The organism is Capnocytophaga sp. oral taxon 903, from assembly GCF_013394785.1.
Taxonomy (GTDB): domain Bacteria; phylum Bacteroidota; class Bacteroidia; order Flavobacteriales; family Flavobacteriaceae; genus Capnocytophaga; species Capnocytophaga ochracea.
In genome coordinates this window covers 2,529,456-2,549,284 of the sequence record NZ_JABXYW010000002.1, presented here as the reverse complement: position 1 = coordinate 2,549,284, position 19,829 = coordinate 2,529,456, and the positions used below count along the sequence as shown (strand labels likewise).

Annotated in this window: 8 protein-coding genes; 7 read left to right on the top strand and 1 reads right to left on the bottom strand. The window is 36.9% G+C overall.

Annotated elements, in window-relative coordinates:
• The first annotated feature begins 64 nt into the window (after positions 1–64).
• The 4 genes from HW279_RS10670 to HW279_RS10655 all read left to right on the top strand — a co-directional run bounded on the left by HW279_RS10670 (position 65) and on the right by HW279_RS10655 (position 16,876).
• Positions 65–736, top strand: coding sequence for a prealbumin-like fold domain-containing protein (locus HW279_RS10670; RefSeq protein WP_178958972.1), 672 nt, complete (start codon positions 65–67; stop codon positions 734–736).
• An 844-nt stretch (positions 737–1,580) separates the two neighbouring features.
• Complete coding sequence (locus HW279_RS10665; protein ID WP_178958971.1) at positions 1,581–13,457, top strand: T9SS type B sorting domain-containing protein; 11,877 nt, start codon at positions 1,581–1,583, stop codon at positions 13,455–13,457.
• A gap of 378 nt (positions 13,458–13,835) precedes the next feature.
• Positions 13,836–14,288, top strand: coding sequence for a hypothetical protein (locus HW279_RS10660; RefSeq protein ID WP_178958970.1), 453 nt, complete (start codon positions 13,836–13,838; stop codon positions 14,286–14,288).
• A 5-nt stretch (positions 14,289–14,293) separates the two neighbouring features.
• Positions 14,294–16,876, top strand: coding sequence for a S8 family peptidase (locus HW279_RS10655; RefSeq protein WP_255495817.1), 2,583 nt, complete (start codon positions 14,294–14,296; stop codon positions 16,874–16,876).
• Between the two features lie 216 nt (positions 16,877–17,092).
• Here HW279_RS10655 and HW279_RS10650 read toward each other — a convergent pair whose 3' ends face one another.
• Positions 17,093–17,416 carry a hypothetical protein gene (locus tag HW279_RS10650; protein WP_178958969.1) on the bottom strand — a complete coding sequence of 108 codons (324 nt, stop codon included), beginning with the start codon at positions 17,414–17,416 and terminating at the stop codon, positions 17,093–17,095.
• 278 nt (positions 17,417–17,694) lie between these two features.
• Between HW279_RS10650 and HW279_RS10645 the strand changes: the two genes are divergently transcribed.
• The 3 genes from HW279_RS10645 to accB all read left to right on the top strand — a co-directional run bounded on the left by HW279_RS10645 (position 17,695) and on the right by accB (position 19,821).
• A complete protein-coding gene (locus HW279_RS10645; protein WP_178958968.1) occupies positions 17,695–17,832 on the top strand; it encodes a hypothetical protein in 138 nt (45 codons plus the stop codon).
• A 442-nt stretch (positions 17,833–18,274) separates the two neighbouring features.
• Positions 18,275–19,285: a beta-ketoacyl-ACP synthase III gene (locus tag HW279_RS10640; protein WP_002672722.1), complete on the top strand. Its 1,011-nt coding sequence runs from the start codon at positions 18,275–18,277 to the stop codon at positions 19,283–19,285.
• A 32-nt stretch (positions 19,286–19,317) separates the two neighbouring features.
• Positions 19,318–19,821 carry an acetyl-CoA carboxylase biotin carboxyl carrier protein gene (gene accB / locus HW279_RS10635; protein ID WP_178958967.1) on the top strand — a complete coding sequence of 168 codons (504 nt, stop codon included), beginning with the start codon at positions 19,318–19,320 and terminating at the stop codon, positions 19,819–19,821.
• The last annotated feature ends 8 nt before the right edge of the window (positions 19,822–19,829 follow it).

The window sequence follows — 19,829 nt, the reverse complement described above, 5'->3', positions numbered from 1 at the left end:
AAAAATAATAAGTGAATAATTTTTTGTATATTTGCGCCATAGTAATTTTTAAATTTATAAACCGATGAAAAAACAAGTATTTTTAGTGCTATTCTTAGCGGTAGCTATGATAGCAGGGTGTAGCAAGAACGACACCAACGACAATCAAGTAATAGAGCTAAAAGTAAAAGCTATTTATGCTCCTAATACTGCAAAAGCTCTTTTTAATATAAGTATAACAGAACAAAAAACTATTACAGGAATAACGGTTACACTTTACAAAACGGCAGAGGATTTGCAAAAAGGAACTAACAAGGTAGCCAGTGGGGTAACCGATGAAAAGGGAGAAGTTCTCTTAAAAAACTTAGAAGAAAGAGAGTATTATATTCAAGCTCTTAATGACCATTGCTTGGGTAATGTGGAAGAAATAGCTAAAAACCAAAATAAAGTAACTCTTAAAAAAGGATTGGTAGCTACTTATGAAATTACTAATGTAGACCAAATGTCAGCAGTAGATATAAACAATAAATTAAATAAATCTATTTATATAAGTATAGATACTGATTCAGAGAAAGTTTTACTGGAAAAAGGAAAGAGTGTTGAAATTGTTGTAATTCCTACGGGAGGGTCTACCAGCTCTAATTATTTAAGTCATCAAATAAGTTTGTATAATAGTGTAGATGATACTCAGCCTTACGATTATAAAAGATTTTCAGTTAATGCAAATTGTCAAACATTTGTGTTAGACTTACAATAATAAAAAAATCCACCTATGGTTTACCTCCATTTAGGTGGATTTTTTTTGCTCCGCATACAAAAAGATTTGTATGCAAAAAGATTTGTATGCAGATTTGTATGTAAAAATTCAGAACGTAATCGCTTTATTTTCTTATATTTATACTCTATTTATTTTATTACATACAAAACATACAAAAGAAATAAGAATATAAAGAGATAGAGACAAACAACCTTTGTTGTGAAGTAAAAGTACTTGGAGTACTGGGACGATTTTGGTACTTAAATAAAAATATTAACACCTCTTATTGATATATAAAGCCCTAATATCTAACTAATTACATTTCATAGTATTAAGGGAGTTCCTCCAGTTCCCGCTACAAAATAGGCGTAATTAGTCTGGTTTAAAGACTGATTACGCCTAACTTCTTAAAATAAGTGTATCGGATTTGTGGCTATTTTCCTGCACGAGGAAGGTAGTTGTAAATAGAAAACATCTCTTCACTTTTTATGTAAAGTAATTTAGTAATATTTAATTTAACGTTATAGATATTTTTAATGTGTCTTATATTATTTGTTAGATAAAATATTATTGAAATCGTATTTTATTTCTGCAAAAAGAAAAGTTTTTACAACTTAAAAAACATCTAAAATGCATTTGGGTAAAACTTTAACAAGACTTTAACATAGTGTAAAATATTGGAAATGAAAAACCTATATTTTTTTTGATTTAAAAACGTAAAAATATATACTTTAATGATGTGTAATTAAAAAAAAAAGATTACTTTTGTCGCACTAACTCTGTATACATAATATACATATTAGTTTTAAGAATAGCAGTTTTATATACCATAGTTTAATAACTAATGATAATGAAAAAGTTTTTATCAGCAATTTTGTTTTTGATGTTCGCAGGAGTTGCGTCAGCTCAATGTATAGACATAAAAGTAACGCCTACGGCGGGTACTTGTTACTCCGATGCACAGCTAAAGGTAGAGGCAAAGCCAGTATCACCTCTTCCTTCGGGTTGTCCTGCGCCTGGTAGTGAAGGTTATTTTGTACGCTTAGAGGGTTACGGAACTGATTCAGGTTTAGAGAGAATGGCAGGAGGTACCTCAGGGCAATATACTTTTACTAGTTTAAATCCTGGTAACTATACGGTAACAGTATATGATGCGAAAAATGGGAACTCTGAAGCTAAAAGCGTAAAGGTTATTTCTAGCTATAAGATAATGAATATCCAGAACTTGCAGGCTTTAGCTCCTACTTGTGGAAAGGATAATGGAGGAGTAAGATTCCGAATACCTAGTGGAGGAATTGGTCCTTTTGAGGTAACTTTACTTGATATGAATGACCAAGTACTTGTTCCTGCACAAAGTTTTACTCGCCCTATAGGTAATAACTATATAGAAGTAAGAGGTAATGCGGGACATAGAATTCCTCAGAATAGTACTATAAAAGTACAAATAAGAGATATTACAAATGTACACAATGATTGTGGGGAAACACGTCGTTTTCCGAATATACAGATACCTGCTGATACAAAGAATTTTGATTGTATTGAGATAAAAACAAATAAGCGTTATCTCACCAGATTGGGAATAAACTGTGATAGGTTTAAGATTAAAATTGAACTTGTTGATAAGGAAAAAGGAGCTGTTTTGCCCGCTTATGCGAGTAGAGAAGTACTTAGAGATCATTTTAATCAGCAGGGAAATGCAGAAATACGCATTTTAAGCCGTCGCTATAAAAAAATACAACTTAAGTATGATGGAAATACCTCTGTAGAAGTAGATACACACGAGCTGCGTAAAGGTGATGAAATACAGATTACTATAAAAGGACCTAAAAATACTATTGTAGAAAGAGTTAAATTGGACGACAACCAAGTAGCAACACCTTCTTGTCCTTCTTCAGAAGTACTAAATACAAGCAATCGTTCATATGAACGACATAAAGTAGGTACTTGTGGAGCTATTGAAAAACTATTACAGTTTTTTTATGAAATAAAATATTATGATAATAGAAAATTACCTAATTTAAATGGAGGAACTTACGATTATCGTGTAGAATGGCCTAGTGAGCAAAAGATACAAAACTTTAAATTAGAGCGAAGTACTAGTGGTACCTCGGCAGGTCCTTGGGTAAATGTTCCTTTAGAAGAGGGTACAGTAGGGGCAAGTTCAGGAAAAGCTCAGTGGACAACAACTCCTTATTATAATGGGCTTGTTACTTTAAGCGGAGGTACAGGAGAAGGACTTTACCGCCTTACTTATACTGACCCGTCTACTTGTAAAGGTACTTGTACTTCGGAAGTAAAGGTAATATACAATAAAGAAACATCTCCTAATCCGATTGATAAAATTTGGGAAAACTTACGTCCAGCTGGTTATGGTTCTTATGAGGGAACAGGAGCTTTTCTATTCCAGAATTTAGGTAGTGGTTTTTACTACCCATTAAAATTTAAGATAGCTCCTGTAGATGGTACAAAATCGGTAACTTATCAAGGTAAGATTAGTTGGTCGGCTACTGTTACACGTACCATTACCTATCCAATAGAATATACGATGCCTTCTAGTAGTTCATTGGGTTATACTAATTTGCCTTCTGGCAATTACAGAATTACTGTAACTGATGTTTGTAATAATACAACTACAAAAGATATTTTCTTACCTGCAACTCGTTATACTCCTAAATTGGAATATGAACGTGATTGTGAAATAGGGCAGATAAATTATGATTTAGGGCGTTCTGTATATAATAATTCTCTTTCAGAAAGAGTTTATTTAGAAAAAGAAGTACAAGACGCTAATGGTAGACGTAGTTGGGAACCTGTAAAAGTAGATGGTACTAATACTTATAAAACAGGACATAGAGGGACTTTTTCAAACCTATTACCAGGGAAATATAGGGTATATGCTGATATTTCCCAAGGTTCTAGATTTAGAAACTTTGGTTTTATTCCTGATAGTTTTGGGAATTATACTTCTTTTAATTTAACAGATCCCACTACTCCATATATAGGAGATAGTAAAGATTATGGAGAGATTACTATAGGAGATGTGGTGAAATTAAACCCTGTATTAAACCCTGCAGTATGTAATAGTGGTAACAACACTGGTATGATTTCAGTAGATTTAACAGGACAGCAAGTGGCTTTCCCTGTTACCTATGAGCTGTACTCTAAACCGAGTGCTACTTCTACTCAAACTACTTTTGTAAAAAAAGCAACTTACCAGCAGTCACAAAACCAATATTATCATATTTTCTCTAATTTACCTATGGGGCATTATATGGTGAGGACTATTCACCGTTGCCAAACAGTAAATAAAGATATAGAGATAAATAGTACTGGTGATTTTGATCCTTATTTATTAGTAGATAAATCAGGATTATGCGAAACTAATACAGTTAAAGTATTTCTTGGAGTATCAGGACATCTTTTTGATATCCGATGGTTTAAGCTTGATGCTAATGGACAAAAAACTACTTCGTCTCCACTTCAATCGGGACCTTCATTCTCTGAGGATATTACGACCACTACTCACTATTTGGCTGAATATAACTTGAAGCCAGGTATAGGTTGTGGTAATGCTAAAGTATACACTAAATCTACTACTGTACAGGTGGCTTCAGGAAGTGATGCCATTAAGTTTAGAACACCTTGTCCTAATGATATTACAGTTTTTGCTGATCAGGGAGCCTGTGGTAAATCAGTAAATTGGCAAGAGCCTTCGGCTTATAACACTTGTAGTGGTACTATCACTACTACAAAGAGCCATACACCTCCATATTATTTCAATATAGGAGTTCATACTGTTACCTATGCGTTTTCTGATATAAAAGGAAATACCATTAGTTGTTCTTTCACCGTAACAGTGAAATCTAACGCTACTAAACTAAAATCGAGCCATCGTTATACTGATACTTCGGGGAATACTATCACTCAGTTGACCCCTAATCAGGAGTTCTTCTATGTACTTACTTATCAGAACGACGGTTTAGAAAATATCAATAAAGCAACTATAAATGTAAAACTTCCTGCTAATACTACCGTAGTTACTAATGGTAACCCTGACCTTAATGGGGCAGGTGATGGCACAGTGAATAATCCTCTTCCTCAAAGTAGCTATAATAATGCTACTAAGAGCTATCAGTTTGTGATAGGAGGTACAGCAGGAGGTGTACAGTTGCAATCTACGCTTAAAGCAGGAGACCCCGCTCGTACAATACGTATTCCTCTTAAACTTGTAGGCGATTGTAATGACTTTTTAAAACCTTGTGAGAACTTCTTGAAAACGTCTATGAATATAGACTACGAAGGAGGGGCTGCGGGTTGTACAGGAAATCAACAAACGGAAGCAGGTACTGAAACAATCACCATAAATACTACGGATTGCAATCGTCAGGAAGTGTTCTGTGGTACTGGAGCGATGACTTTTGAAGCTGTAGGAGGTTTTACAAGTTATCAATGGTATAAGAATGGAAGCCTCCTGCCAGGAGAAACAAAACAATCAATTGTTGCTAATTCACCAGGTGTTTATAAAGTAGAGAAAACGAATTTTTGTGAAGGAGTTTCAGTAGTAACAGTAGAAACAATCAATTATCAAGGTATTTCACCTACTACTGACCCTATTCGCGCACAAGCTCAGAATATAGGGGTAACTTGTCCTGGTGATGGTAGTTGGACAAGCCACTTCTACTTCTGTCAAGGAGGAAGTAAGAATATTACGGTAAGCTATAAAAACACTGCTTTTGAATGGCAACAATGGAGTGGAGGCTGTACAGAAACTTCTCCCGATTGTCGTAATACCGATGATAATTGTTGGAATCCGGTACATTCTAATGCTACTTTTACAGCTAATAGTGCTGGTAAATATCGTTTACACTTGAAAGATTGTAATGAAAACTTCTATTTTGAAGTATTTACAGCAGGATTAAGTGGTAACCTTACTGATAAGATTGATGAAACAAACTATTCACAAGGTTCAGTGAGATTAACTCTTAGCACCAGTGGTGTAAACTATAAGGTAGAAATCTACAAAGGAGGTGTACTTCTAAGAACTGACAATATCAATACAAATGATTATCGTATTCCTAACTTGCGACAAGATACTTATGATATTAAGGTTACCTCAGTACAAATACCAGGTTGTGAGTATAATGGTAATGTAACGATAGATAAGCTCACTGAAATGACAATGACTGCTGCCTTCAAAGGTTGGAAAGATTGTAACACTGCTAAATTACAACTTAAAGCTGAAGGAGGTAAACCTACTTATCGTTTCTATATTTGGAGTATCAATGGAGTACAACAATTTGCTGACGAACAAACGGCAATTGCTTCTGCTACACCTATTGCATTACAGTTAGGACACCAAACAAGCGTAGATGTAGATGTACCAAATATTACCCAAGTAGGAGAGTATGTATTTATAGTAGGTGATATGGATAATGGTAAGTTTGCTTTGTCTAACAAGGTAACGATTACACCACCAGATCCACATAGCTATACCTTGTCGGTAACTCAAGAAATTGAGTGTGAAAGCAATCCTAATAGTGGACACATCAATATGATATTCCCAGCAGGTAGCCAACACCAAAATCGTACTATTAATTTGTATAAGTTAGATAATAATGGTAATCGCATCACGCCTGCTTACAAAACAAGTTCAGGAGGATTATTTACTGGTTTGCCCGCAGGAAGCTATGAGATAGAAATGAAATCGAATGTAGGGGGTAATATATGTACTTACAGTCAGAAACCTATTGTAATTGCTCCTACTAAAGATCCTCTTAGAGCTTTTGCAGGAGTAGTAGCTGATAAAGATTGCGATGCAAGTAACCAATATAAAATAGCGGTAAACAATGTTGCAGGAGGCACACCTCCTTACCGTTATAGTTTTGATGGAGAAACTACTTATGGAACCAACAACGTTGGCTTTATGGGAGGTTCTGGTAATGTGTATGTAAAAGATAGCAAGGATTGCCGTATTGTTATCCCTGTGAATATTGTTGCGCAAACCATACCGACTCTTACCGTTGCCAACCCTATTACCTATCGTTGTGATAATGGTTATGGAATGGTAACTGTAACGATTGCTTCAACTACTAGTCAAACTTATGAATACAGTATAGATGGTAGTGGTAAAACAGCTATCGCAGGTAATACTTTCAGTAGATGGTTAGCACCAGGTACGCACTCTATTACTGTGTACTATAAGACTTTGAATACAGCTACTACGCCTAATGTACTATACGTAGAAGATTTTGGCAAAGGTGCTAATGAGTGCTTATCAGGAGCCACTACAGGTTTAGTATGTAAGACTGATGGTGACTTAGCTGATGGTAATTATGTAGTTACTAAACAAGTAGGAACTAATGCCTCTTGGGTACCATCGCCTACTGACCCTTCGGGAGGACGTTATTTGGCTATTGCAGGAAATGGTAGTAGCGAATTAGTGTATGAAAAACGCATTACAGGAGCAACTGCTCTTACTCCTATAACTGTAAGTTTTAATGCCTTGAATCTTATTTCAAGTACCTCAGGAGTAGCACCTCGTTTCAGTGTAGAATTACACAAGAGCGATGGAGCACTGCTTCGTGGCAAGAATGTAGGCACTGTGAATGCTACAAGCTGGAAGAATGTAAGTGTTACCTTTACCGAAGCTGAATTAACAGGTCTTACCGATGGCACTCTTATCGTTAAGATTGTGAATACAGCGGCCGCAAGTTATGGTAACTTAGGCAATGATTATGCTGTGGATAATATTAAAGTAGCACAAGCTACACAATATTGTGCTTCACAAGTTTCTCAATTAGTGAATATTGAGAAATTTAAGCAAATGCGTATTGAGAAATATGGTGCTGAGAAGAATGTAAGCTGTAAAGGAGCCAGTGACGGACAAGTGCGTATTAGAGTGATAAATCCAGCTTCTAATACTGTTAAATATTCTATTGATCCTTATCAAGCGGTTTGGACTACGACTACCCTTGATGCACAAGGGGTCTTTACCATTACAGGATTAAGTGCTACTCAAAACGGTGTAGTAGCTGTACAAGATGCTAATAATCCAAACTGTATTACTACCTTACAAACGGGTTACAAGATAGGAGAACCTACCTCTATTGTACCTACTGCCGTAGTAATGGAGAAAATAACTTGTTACAATGGAGAAAAGGCTAAAGTAAAAGTATCGGCTACTGGAGGCACACCAGGTTATCAGTATCAAGTGGGATTGGTAACAGGTACTTTAAGTGCTCCACAGCCAGCTGCTAAAACGCCTAACCCTTATGAGTTTAATAACCTTGTAGCAGGAACCTATAGTTTAGTAGTAACTGATGCTAATGGCTGTAAAACAGAAACTACTTTTGAGATTGAAGATAAAGCTACTATTTCAGCGACTGCCGAACCTCAATCTTACTGTTATAGAACAGGAGATGAGAAGAAAGTAGTTATTACAATGCTCAGTGGTAATGGCAATTATAAAGTACAACGTGTAGGAGGAGCTATCTATTCATTCAACACTAATAGCTATGTATATCCTGATGCTTTGCCAGCAGGAAACCATACCTTTGTTATAACTGATGGATTTGGTTGTAGTACAACTGTTACTACCCAAGTATACGACCCATTGACATTACAGGTATCGCCTACTACCCAACAGTATGCTGATTGTAAAGGAGGTAGTGTAACCTACACCCTTACAGCACAAGGCGGTATCCCAACAGCAATGAAAGAATTTAAATACAGTGTAGATAATGGTGTAACTTATACTACCATAGCTACGGCTCCTTCACAAGCTACTGTAGCAGTGAGTGTAGCCACTACTACTGTTATTAGATTCCAAGTAACCTATAAACCTGACGGTAGCGAATGTACTGCTGAACGTTACATCACTTTATTAAGCGATTCACCTCGCTTCTTGAAACCGTTCACTACTACCAAAGCTACTTGTGGAAAAGCGAATGGTTCAGTAACAATTACACCAAATGATTACTATGTAGGTACTGCTTCGTATACCTTAGTGATTAAAGATACTGGAGGAACTGTACAATCAGCTACTGCTTTAGCACAAGGTAACTATGTAGCTGAATTAACCGATAATCGTGGTTGTGTGGCTTCCCAAACCTTTACTGTAGGAGCAGTACCACAGCTTACTGCTACTGCTACGGTTACTAAACAAATGGGCTGTACCTCAGCAGCAGCTGATTTAGCGGCTATCACTGTAACTCTTGTTAATGGAGGAGGTACTCCACCTTTTGCAGTACATTTGAGAAATAACTTGAACGGTTATGAAAGTACACATACTTTAACCGCTTCTAATAATATGCCAACAGAGTTCACTGGTTTGGATTATGGTAATTATGATATTACCATTACCGATGCTAATAGTTGTGAAACTAAACTTAGCACTGTAATTAATCCTAATTCTAATGTAATGTCTATCACTGCTGAAACGCCTACAAGTTGTACAACAACAAGTAGTATGGTTATAAAGGCAAGTAATGGCACTACATTCAGTGCAACTACCAATGCTTACTTTGCTGTATATCGTCCAGGAATTGTAAATCCACCAAATACGACTACTGCACAACAATTTACAACCGCCAACCTCAATGGAGGAACTGATACGTGGTATAGAGGAACTGCTTCTGGTGCAGGAGTAGCTGTAAAAATACCAAACTTAACACCTGGTGTTCAATATACCTTTGTGGTGTACAACATCACAACAGGTTGTAGATATACTCAACAAGCTACTATGCCTGTGCCTACGTATTCTACATTGGGTGCTACCTTACAAGTAGCCAATGTGAAATGTGCAGGAGGTAATGACGGTACAGTAAGCTATACCTTAACAAGTTTCCAAGGTAGCACAACAGCTATTACTTGGAAGATATTCAGAGAAGATAATCACCAACAAGTAGGTGCAGGAGGAAGTGTAACAGCTCCGTTCCATATCACACAAAACACCAATAGTAATTTGCCAGCAGGTAAATACTATATTGAGTTTACTGAAAATACAGGTTGCGTGAAAGCCTTCCCATTTGAAGTAAAACGCTCAGCGGTGCCATTACAAGTATCTACTATAGCTACTCAGAAAGCCTCTTGTAGTACACTTGGTCAAGCGTGGTTGAATATCAAAGGAGGTACTGCAAGCTATACTTATGGTTATGTAACCGCAGGTGGAGCTTATAACCCAGCGGTAATGACAGGCACTACACAAGCTTCTACTTACATCAACTTGCCAGCAGGTAACTGGGATGTATATGTAAGCGATGCTTATGGCTGTATACAGCACGCTACTGTAACCATAGGAATGTTTGATGTACCAAGAATATCGGATGTTACAGCTTTGAATTGCCAAGCCTACAACAATATAACAGGTAAGATACCAGTGAGAGTGACCCTCAACCAGATAGGTCAAGGTAACCACTATTACACCTTAGATGGTAGTGCTGATCAGCCTGTGGTTTGGACAATAGCTAATCAAGCCTTTGAGGTAGAAGTAAGCCCATTAGTAAATCACACTATCGTTGTGAAAGATGTGAATGGTTGTGCTACTAGTACAACATTCAGTACTACGGCTATCATCACTGCTACGGCTACCGTGAGCAAAGTAAAAACGTGTGCTACACCTACGGCTGAAATAACCGTAGTAGCCACTGGAGGTACAGGTGTATACAGCTATACCTTAGAGCGTTTAGACAACGGTTCGTTAGCAGGTGAAATTATTAGAGAGAATGTAGCCTTGCCAGCAGGTGGTGTGGTAACTATTACCAACCCAACTGAAGCTGCTACCTACCGCATCAGTATATTTGATGCTGAAACACGCGATTGTCCTATTGTGAAAGAAGTTCAAGTGGTAGACCCAACACCTATCGACCCATCGACTATAGTAGCTCAAGCTTATAACGAAAAATGTAACTTAGGTCTCACAGCTACCCCAACAGGAAGCATAGACGTAGCTATCCCTACCGACCCTGATACCTATACATTTAGAATTACAAGTGCCATAGACTTAACCGATGGTAGCAACGTAACGGTAACTACTGTGCCTTCAACCGCAGGAACTCATAATGCTACCTTTACACAGCTACGAGGTACTACGCAAGGGGTAAGATACCAAATAACTGTTACTAATAGTACGGGTTGTACCGCAATGGTAGAAACAATACTTACTTCACCAGAGCCTTTGAGCTTTGATGCAGATGTTCTTTCAGCTACTCAATATGTATGTGAGGGAGGTGCGGGAATGACTACACCAAAAGTAAGCGTAGATGTAAGTAAGATACGAGGAGGTATACCACCTTATACTACTGAGTTCTTTGACGGAGCAGGTAATAGTTTAGGTACAGGTACTGAGTACACCTTAACAAACCTCAATGGAGGTAGCTTCTACGTAAGCATAAAAGACGCTTCAGGCACTTGTAGTACTAATACTGCTAGCGTAACAGTAGCTCCTGCCTTTGCTCTTACCTCAATGAGCATTACCACAACTACCTCAGTAACTTGTGTGGTAGATGAAGTGATAAATATTAGCTTAACGGTAACGCCTACTTATATAGCAGGCACTCCATTGCGCTATACTATCCGAGGTACTGATAATGGCTTTGTGGCTATTACTTCTACTACTGCTACTACCCTTAGTGTACCACTTACAGGTTCAAGTGGCTTTGGTAATAGCAATTATACAATAGAAGTAATTAATGAACGTACTGGTTGTAGCATTACAGGCGTACACAGTATCAGACAGCCTAATACTTTTGCGATAGAATCAACTAATCCAGTGAGAGCGGTTTGCCATAACGATAATGGTTCTATCACACTCGGATTAGTGGATACAGACCTTTCTAACGGCGATCAATCAACAAATGGATATACTTATACCATTACCTCAGTGGGAGCTACAGTAGCTACTTCTACTTCGGCAACGATACCAGTAGGTACACGTAGCTTTACTGTGAACTTGAAAGGTGGTTCATATGATATTGAAGTAACAGTGAATGGAGTAGGATGTAAAGTACCGAAAACACGCTTTACTATTCCTTCTAACCCTGCTGAGATAGAAGTGAGAGATGCTCGACAAAAAGTATCTGTCGATTGTGCTAATAAGAACGGGGTAGCAGCCTTAACAGTAGTAGGAGGTCAAGAAACCTTTACTGTAACACTTACTCCTGTAGGAGGTGGTACTCCACACGTACAAACTAATGTGAGAGCAGGTGCTCCAGGAATTGAGTTTGGTGGCTTAGACGCAGGTAGCTATATTATATCAGTAACCGATGCCTTAGGCTGTGCAACCGCTACAGGTACTTTGAGTGTGACTATTGACCCATATAGTGGTATCAATACCTCTACTATTTCAGTAACCACAACCCCAATCACTTGTATTGATGCTGATGACGGTACTCTTAAAGTAACAGGTGTAACAGGAGGAGCACGTCCTTATCACTATATTTTAGTGAGAACATCGGCAACGGGTAGTGATTTACCTGAAATAGCTACTAATGAAGGTGAAGCAACCTTTACAGGTATTAAACCAGGTACTTACCGTGTGGATATAGTAGATGCTAAGAACTGTTCAGTAACCGTAGCAGGAAGCTATACCTTTACGAATCCGCAACCTATTACTGCTGATATTGATGTGACTAACTCAACCTTCTTTACTTGCTATGGTGAGAATGGAGGAAGTGTAACAGTTCACAATATCGCAGGCGGTACAGGTTCTTATACAGTGAATATCGTGAGAGCTGATAATAACCAAAAGATAGACGGACGCTCAGGAGTAACAGCAGGTTCATCAGAAACGTTCTCAGGATTAGCTCCATCACCTAAGAACACTTATTATCAAGTAGTGATACAAGATACTAATAAGTGTACGATGACTAAGACACTCAGCTTTACTGTAGAAGAGTTCCCTGATATAGCTATAAGCTATGTAGAACAAGAAGGTACTTGTGAAATGAATACTAATAACTATGTAGACCATTTGATAGTACGCTTCAGAAATACAGAAGTAGATTACTCTAAGATAACTTATAGTCTTAACGGTACGGCAAGTCGTACAGCCTTTACTCGTACGGTAGGTAATATAGCTTATATCGATAACTTTGATAGAACAACCCGCACTCAAACTATTCATATACATTACACTGCGGTAGCTCCTATCACAGGATATTGTACAACAAGCAAGACCTTTACAGTAGACCAAATCACTCCGCTTGTGTTGAGTCAGGTAACCAATACTACCCTCAATACGATAGAAGTGATAGCTACAGGAGGGGTAACTAGCACAGTGAAGGGCTATACTTACTACTTCAACGGAGTAGATAGTGGCGATAACCGTGTATACAAAATCAAGCATAATGACCCTGAACGAATAGATAATGGCAGACGCATTAAAATCATAGAAGTGAAGGTGGAAGATGCACAAGGTTGTGTACGTACAATGACGATAGAGAAAGAATATCTTGACATTGAAGTACCGAACTTCTTCACCCCAGATGGCGATGGAATTAACGATGTTTGGAAACCTAAAAACTTAGACAACAACGTTAATGCTCGCTTCTACATCTTCGACCGCTATGGTAGACGTGTAGCACTGCTCAGATCAGGAGAGGGTTGGGATGGTACTTACGACGGTCGTAGTTTGCCAGCTGGTGACTACTGGTATATCATTGAGGTGAACGATGAATTATACGACAAACGTGAGTTCTATGGCAACTTTACATTATACCGATAATCGTTAATAGTTTTCATAACTAAAAAGAGCTGTTCATTGCTGAACAGCTCTTTTTTTTAATTTATTATGGGAATTCAACGTAAAGAGAGTAAGGCTAAAGCCTTAAAAAAATCAAACAAGTAGAAGCTTAGCTTTTTAAGACAAATTGATTAAAGAGGGTTGATTACTTGGTGACCTTTGAGAGGAATGGAGAGTATTTTAGAACAGCAGACAAGTGTTTTGTGGATTGCTCAGCTTTGCCACTGGATTTTAAGAATAATAAAAATATAGCTGTAAATCATAAAATAGATGACCCAACAAAGATTTCTGTAAAATACAATATATTATAACAAATTTTTTCGTAACTTTGTAGCATAAAACTTTAAAAGCAATATAACTATGAAAATCAAAACATTTTTAGCACTACTGCTATTGGTGATAGTGGGGTGCGGTTGCTCAAAAGCAGACAAGGATACTTCTCCTGAGGCTGTGATTGTAAGAGAAATTCCTCAAGAGCAACTCTTGGGAATTAATCTTGAGAAAGATACTCTAAAAGTAATCCAGAGTAGGAAAGAATTACAAGATTTGTTTCCTAATCAGAATCTAGGAGAAAGAACTATTTTTAAAGAAATAGATTTTTCTACACAGACTGTTTTATTAGGAAGTAAGTTTTTTGTTCATACTTATGGGGTGAAATCTTACGATTTTAGAAAAAAAGGGAATAATGAGTATACTCTCAAAGTTGGTCTTTCGGATACATTTTTTACTCAACCAAGAGTACTTTATTATGGTATTATAGTGAAGAAACTACCTAACAATGCCAATATAAAGGTTAATTTTCCAGAAAAATAATAAAGATGAAAAGATATATATTACTATTAAGTTTCTTTTTGCCGATATTTTTAATTGGGCAAACTGTTAATGAGTATTTTTATTACTATAAAGGTAAAAAAATAGCTCTTGAGTTAAATAAGGACTACCTTCTTATTTCGTCAAAAGAAATGAGTGTGTCTAAATTACCTAATAATGTTTCTATACAAGGAAGGCCTGCCCTTAGTGAAGGAATATATTTAGGAGAAGTCAAAATAGGTGATGATGTTTCAATGCAAACCTATCAGGATAGAGTAAATGTATTAAAATCAAATCCTGATATTTTATCTGTTTCTCCTCTCTTTAAAACAAAAGGTAACGACAAAATAGGTCTTTCAAACTACTTTTATGTAAAACTCAGAAGGGCATCTGATATTTCAATACTTTATGAGTATGCCGAAAAGTATAAATGTAGAGTGGTAATGCAAGATAAATATATGCCTCTTTGGTATACTTTATCGAGAACAAAAGAAAATATCTACAATACCTTAGAATTAGCAAATATATTTTACGAATCTAAATATTTTGAAACTGCTGAACCTGATTTCATTGGAGGCAATAGACTTTTAGATACCAATAAATTTACAGATAAACAATGGGGGTTGAATAATACAGGACAGTATGGAGGGAGAAAAGAGATCGATATTAAGGCATTACAAGCTTGGAGAATTTCAAAAGGGAAAGGTGTAAAAGTAGCTGTAGTTGATCACGGTATAGAATTGAATCACCCCGATTTAAAAGATAATATCTTCTCTCTAAGTTATGATACGGAAAAAGGAAGTTCTCCAAGTACTGTTTGGGGACCCCACGGAACTGCTTGTGCTGGAATTATAGGGGCTGTAGATAATGAAGTTGGAATAACAGGAGTTGCTCCTGAATCTACATTAATGTCTATTAGTTATCCTTTAGGTGTTTATGGAATAATTAACGGAAATATGAAAATATCAGGAGGGATTAATTGGGCTTGGCAAAATGGAGCTGATATTATTAGTAATTCTTGGGGAGGTCTCCCTAATAGTTATGTTGATAATGCTATCACAAATGCTTTAACAAAAGGGCGTAATGGGAAAGGTTGTGTAGTAGTTTTCGCAACAGGGAATAGTAATAATGAAGTGCAATATCCAGCCAATAGTAATCCTGATATTATAGCAGTAGGAGCTATGAGTCCTTGTGGGGAAAGAAAGAATCCTTCTTCTTGTGATACAGAACAATGGGGGAGTTGTTATGGAAAAGAATTAGATGTGATGGCACCAGGAGTTCTTATTGCTACTACAGATTTGCAAGGAGATAATGGATATAATCCTAAAGTATTTATACATAGAGAGGCAGGAGGTACTAAACTAACTTCAGATTTTTCAGATAAAGATTATACTAATTGCTTTAATGGTACCTCTTCAGCTTGTCCTCACGTAGCAGGAGTAGCTGCCTTAATACTCTCAGTAAATCCTGATTTAACAGCTAAACAAGTAGCTGATATCATAGAACAAACTGCACAAAAAGTAGGAGGTTATAACTACCAAAACACTTATACTCGTCCTAATGGAACTTGGAACAATGAGATGGGTTATGGTTTGGTAGATGCTTATAAGGCTTTGCAGAAAGCCACTATCGCAGGTCCTGATGAATTTTGCTTGAAAACAGATGCTACTTTTGAGTTAATAGCTCCTATCCCTAATGATGCTACTATTAAATGGGAAGATCCTGAATATAGATTGGAAATTGTTTCAGGACAAGGTACTAAAAGTTGTGTGTTTAGAGGTACTTATTGGGATGGAAATAGAACTATTAAAGCTGTTGTAACTTATAAAGATGGTACTGTAAGAACTTTTGAAAAAGAGGTTTACGTTAATAATGATAGTGAGTGGAAGAAAAGTAAACCTACAATTAGCAATCACCCACAATCACCCTATGGAATTCCTTGTTGTGGAGGTAGTACTAATATAATTAAACACGTGATTTTAACCTCTTACCCTATGGGAAAAATAGAATGGGAAAACACAATCTTACATAAAGACCCTAACGATTTCTTTGAGTTTAAAAATAGTGAACAAGAGGTAGAAATTTTAGCTATAAGGCGCACTCAAACTCCCTTCGTTGTGAGTACAAGAGCAAGATTTATATCAGATTGTAGGAGTTATTCACGATGGTCTGATCCTATTAGTAGGTATTATGGAGCAATAGTTAAAACTTCATTTAGGTCAGCTTCTGCTTATAATAGTCCCGTTAAAAGCACAAATGAAGATATTCCTGTATATGAATTTTTCACGAATAGGGCTTCGATTTTGCGTGTTCAAACAGAGGATTTACAGCAATGGTTAGACGCTAAATATTCAGGAAAAGAGTTAAACGATAAAGAGCTCCAAAAAGTATTATACTACTTAAATAATCGCGATAATTTAGATAAAATTGGGGTTAAAGTATTTGACTTTTCGGGTAAGAGAATTTTACAAGGAGACTTAGATTTCGGCAAAAGTTTAGATTTTAATATGTCGAGATACGCAAAAGGATTCTATATTATCACTTATGAGTTTGGGTCTATTTCTAATGGTAAAGTTATTTATAAGCCTTAAAGGGAAGTAAGTGTAAGGTTTAATGAAAATTTGTTTTAAAAGAAGTGTCGCAAACGGCAAAAATTGAAATAAAAATTAGTTACAAATTAAAAGAAAATAGAGCTTCATTCTTTTTAAAGTCTCACACAGAGCGGATAAAAAGAGCTGTTCAGCAATGGACAGCTCTTTTTTATTAAACTCATCGTAATTGAGTTATGAATACAATAACTTGCCTATCTATTTGTTTAGTAAAATTGCTATGCAAAGTAGTGCTGAGAATATCGCTACTAAAAAAGTAGTGGGAGCAGGTACTTTTATTGCTAAAAATACTGTAAAAAGTACTAATAGCACGTTTATAGCAAGTACATAACGAAAAGTAATAGGCAGTTGTAACTGATAGTGTAAGCCATTGGCTAAACCGGCAAAGATAAGGGCTAACCCTGCACTGAAAAACCAAAAGGCTTCTGCCGAAAGTTGGTCGTATTTCTTGAAACTAAGTGCTGAATGGGCTATGCCCAATAGCATAATTCCAATAATAGCAACCGCATAGAATATTTTCATTGGTACAAAAGTTTATAATTACTTTGCAAAGATACGAATTGAAACTGAATTAATATCAAAAATGCCAATAATACTGATTAATATCAGAAATGCCAGAAATACCAATAATACCCAATCAATGACGGTGTGAGGTGTGAGCCACACTGGCAGGTGCAAGCCACACAAGCGGATAAAATTAGTAAATGGGTTAATTAGCAAATTAGCAAATGGGGGAGGGGAAATAAAATAATGTAGATTTAGAGAGCTTATAGGAAGCCTTATTTAATGATTAATGGTTAATGGTTAATTTGGGAGAAGCTTATAGAAAGCTTATAGGAAAGACGGTGCGAGCCGCACGGGCAGATAAACAAAAGACGGTGCGATTTGCACGGGCAGATAGAGAAAAGACGAACAAAAGACGAACAAAGAACGAATAAAAGACGGTGCGAGCCGCACGGGCAGATGAGAAAAAGACGAAGGAAGAGCGATGCTAAAGCGAAGGTAAGTTGAAGTTGAGGTAAAGATAAAAAGATGATTATTGGAGGTTTTCAACTTTGATAGAGTTTCAGACTTCTGCAAAGTTTATACATAAACAAACGATGAACGAGTGAAACCTGAGTAGCAGGGTGGAGATAGGGTGTTTTATAATAGTTTAAAAGTTCATTTTATTAGGGTTTTATTTATTTGTAAAAATTTTGCATCATTAAAAATAAGCTTTTAAAAGGATATTCAGTAAAAAAACTCTTTGCATATTGGTGCTAAATCAAAAATATTATGTACTTTTGCCCCAAATTTACATAGTGGGCTTTGTGAAAAAACTACTTATTGGAGTTAATAATCACTATGTGAGTTATATAAAAATTAATTTAGAGAATTACGATGGAGAAAATAACCGCTGCCATTACGGCTATCGGAGGCTATGTACCTGAAGATGTTCTAACCAATGAAATGTTAGAAAAAATGGTAGATACTAACGATGAGTGGATTTACACCCGTACAGGTATCAAAGAAAGACGCATACTTAAAGACCCTAATAAAGGTTCATCATTTTTAGGCATTGAAGCCGCTAAAGACCTTATTCGCAAAACAGGTCTCGACCCCAAAGAAATAGACTTAGTTATTTTGGCGACGGCTACCCCTGATATGCCTGTAGCCCTTACAGGTCCTTATGTAGCGTCGCAAATAGGCGCTGTGAATGCTTTTTCATTCGATTTGCAAGCTGCGTGTTCGAGCTTCCTATTTGGGGTTTCGGTAGCTGCTAAATACATAGAATCAGGGCGTTATAAAAAAGTGCTCTTGGTGGGGGCAGATAAAATGTCGTCTATCATAGACTATACCGATAGAGCTACTTGCATTATCTTCGGCGATGGGGGAGGAGCTGCACTCTTTGAACCTAACTACGAAGGTTTAGGTGTACAGGACGAACTTTTAAGAAGTGATGGCATAGGACGTAACTATTTGTACATAAAAGCAGGAGGTTCTCTCTGTCCGACTACGGCTGAAACAGTGGCTAACAAAGACCATTTTGTATTCCAAGACGGTAAAACGGTGTTTAAATATGCGGTTACAGGAATGGCTGACATAGCAGAGGAGCTTATTAAACGCAACGGTTTGACCTCAAACGAAGTACAATGGCTTACGCCTCACCAAGCTAATAAACGCATTATTGATGCTACTGCCGAGCGTATGGGATTACCTGCTGAAAAAGTGATGCTCAACATTCACAAGTACGGCAATACAACTTCGGCAACCATCATCTTAGCTCTTAACGACTACGAAAACCAACTCAAAAAAGGGGACAATATAGTATTGGCAGCCTTTGGAGGAGGTTTCACTTGGGGAGCTATTTACTTAAAATGGGCATACGACGGAGCCCTTTATCACAAATAAGGAACAACCATTGAGAAAAATACAATATACGTATGGATTTAAGAGACATTCAAAATTTAATTAAGTTTGTTGCCAAGTCGGGGGCAAGCGAAGTGAAATTGGAAATGGAAGATGTAAAAATCACCATTAAAACGAACCCTGATGAAAGTGGCAAAGAGCAAGTGTTTGTACAACAATTGCCCGTAGCACAACAGCTACCGCAATTGCCTTTGCAACAGCAAGTGCCTGTACAACAACTTCCTACAGCTGAACCTGCTGACAGCAAACCAGCAACACTTGCCGATGACGATAGCAAATACATTACTATCAAATCGCCGATGATTGGTACTTTTTATCGTCGTCCTGGTCCAGACAAACCGCTATTTGTGGAAGTAGGTTCTACCATAGCCAAAGGTAGTGTGATTTGCATTATTGAGGCGATGAAACTCTTCAACGAAATAGAATCAGAAGTTTCTGGTAAGATAGTTAAAATATTGGTTGATGATTCTTCACCTGTAGAATTTGACCAGCCATTGTATTTAGTGGATCCTTCATAAACCAAACA

Excerpts from the sequence above, each read along its gene's own strand:
- HW279_RS10640 (WP_002672722.1), top strand. The coding sequence starts at position 18,275 with ATGGAGAAAATAACCGCTGCCATTACGGCTATCGGAGGCTATGTACCT.
- HW279_RS10660 (WP_178958970.1), top strand. The coding sequence starts at position 13,836 with ATGAAAATCAAAACATTTTTAGCACTACTGCTATTGGTGATAGTGGGG.
- HW279_RS10645 (WP_178958968.1), top strand. The coding sequence starts at position 17,695 with ATGGTTAATTTGGGAGAAGCTTATAGAAAGCTTATAGGAAAGACGGTG.
- HW279_RS10650 (WP_178958969.1), bottom strand. The coding sequence starts at position 17,416 with ATGAAAATATTCTATGCGGTTGCTATTATTGGAATTATGCTATTGGGC.
- HW279_RS10655 (WP_255495817.1), top strand. The coding sequence starts at position 14,294 with ATGAAAAGATATATATTACTATTAAGTTTCTTTTTGCCGATATTTTTA.
- accB (WP_178958967.1), top strand. The coding sequence starts at position 19,318 with ATGGATTTAAGAGACATTCAAAATTTAATTAAGTTTGTTGCCAAGTCG.
- HW279_RS10665 (WP_178958971.1), top strand. The coding sequence starts at position 1,581 with ATGATAATGAAAAAGTTTTTATCAGCAATTTTGTTTTTGATGTTCGCA.
- HW279_RS10670 (WP_178958972.1), top strand. The coding sequence starts at position 65 with ATGAAAAAACAAGTATTTTTAGTGCTATTCTTAGCGGTAGCTATGATA.